This is a genomic window from Moorena sp. SIO4E2, assembly GCF_010671945.1.
GTDB classification, from domain to species: domain Bacteria; phylum Cyanobacteriota; class Cyanobacteriia; order Cyanobacteriales; family Coleofasciculaceae; genus Moorena; species Moorena producens.
Genome location: NZ_JAAHIE010001058.1, coordinates 1 through 1824, shown reverse-complemented (window position 1 = coordinate 1824; position 1824 = coordinate 1). Strand labels below are relative to the sequence as shown.

Below are 1824 nucleotides of genomic sequence, written 5' to 3'. Positions count from 1 at the left end.
CAAAACAAGCCGTTGGATTGCATATCATCAACCAAAACCCAATGCTCGTCTGCGTCTATTCTGCTTTCACCCATGGGGTTCAAGTGCCTCAATGTTCCAAGGATGGTCTGATCAGCTCCTAACAGATATAGAAGTATTGCCAATTCAACTTCCAGGCAGGCAAAGACGCCTACAGGAAAAACCTTTTACAGAGTTTGTTCCTCTTATCCAGGTTTTAGGAGAAATTCTCAGTCCTTACTTAGATAGACCATTTGCTTTTTTCGGCCATAGCATGGGAGCATTGATTGCTTTTGAACTTGCCCATATTCTTGAACAAGAATACAATCTCAAACCACTACACCTTTTCTTAAGCGCTGCCCTACCACCATCCGATACTTCTTTATCAAAGGAGTTTGAGTCTTTCTCACAAGAACAAAAACTGAATTATCTTATGAATATTTCAGAAATTCCAAAAGATATTTATGACGATCCACCACTTTTACAAGAATTGATGAATGTATTTAAAGCAGACCTTGAACTATTACAAAGCTATAGTTACGTAGAAAAACCTCCTCTGAGTTGCCCAATCTCTAGCTTTGGTGGCATAAACGATTCTTTGACAAGTGAAAAACAACTTTCAGAATGGTCGAAGTACACTTACAGTCCTTTTAAACTGCAAATGTTTCCTGGTCAACATATGTTCTTGAAGGATAGCAAAAAACTGCTTTTGGATACAATTTATCAGATGCTATCTATTAAGATATAGCAAGTCTTATACCCATGAGGTAAAAATCTCTGGGTTTTAGGGAGCAGCGATGCAGCGAGGTCTTGGGGGTTTCCCCCATGAGCGACTGCATCAAGACGGGAGCAGGGAGCAGGAACCCACCCCTAAACCCTCTCAGGAGGGGAAGTTAGGGAAGAGGGAAAAAATAATGTGTACCTCATAGTTATGATAAACGCTATAGATATGATATGAGTAAATATTCAATTAGACGTACATAATAGGCATTCTCTAAAAAAAACAAGTAATTAAGGAACAAAAATGACACCTAGTATAGTTTCAAAAGATGCTTTTGTCGGAACATGGAAACTTGTCGAAATGAAATATGTAGATAAGCAACAAAAAATCAGTTATCCCTATGGCAAAAATCCCGTAGGCCACATTATATATACTAAGGAGGGATATATGTCAGCCTCAATTATGATGAGTAATCGCTTGAATCTTGGCTTATCTATGGAAGAAATCCAGAATGGGAGGAATGTATCCAAACTACAGTTAATAACAAACATACTGAAGTATATAAAAGCAACTTTTAGATTTTTTCAGGCAGCGAGAAACTATATTTCTTATAGTGGGAAATATGAAATTAGAGATAATAAAGTTATTCACCATGTTGAAGTTAGTTTAATTCCAGATTTGACTGGTATAGACTTGGAACGGACTTTTGAGCTTTCAGAAGATATACTTGTACTAACTGCATCATCCGCAGGGAATACCTTTTGCATTACTTGGCAACGTGTTTCCTAGAACCTCAGGGGGTGAAAAGGTAGCTAAAAGCTAGGGAGCGACTTTCGCCCCTTCAGCCAAGTTACAAAATTGGGCGTTGCTGATTCTGGGTATGGTTTTGCACCCCTAGCACCCCAATTTTGGGAGGAACAAAACTCTTAAAGTGCCCCTCGGTGCCCTTGACCTAGGCGAATTTAATAATTTAGATGCGGAAAGCGCACCTAAGGTTCTAAACTTTGTCTTGATGCAGTCGCTCATGGGGGGAACCCCCAAGACCGCGCTGCATCGCTTTGTATTGTTCCGGCGGGTCGGGGCATCCCGTGTCGTTAATAATAAAG

2 protein-coding genes are annotated in these 1824 nt (G+C 39.9%); both read left to right on the top strand.

The annotated features are described in order from the left end of the window. Positions 1–745: thioesterase II family protein (locus tag F6K37_RS40590; protein ID WP_287256958.1), on the top strand; the 745-nt coding region annotated here is incomplete at its 5' end. 276 nt (positions 746–1021) lie between these two features. After that, a complete protein-coding gene (locus F6K37_RS40585; protein ID WP_287256956.1) occupies positions 1022–1507 on the top strand; it encodes a lipocalin-like domain-containing protein in 486 nt (161 codons plus the stop codon). Positions 1508–1824 lie beyond the last annotated feature (317 nt).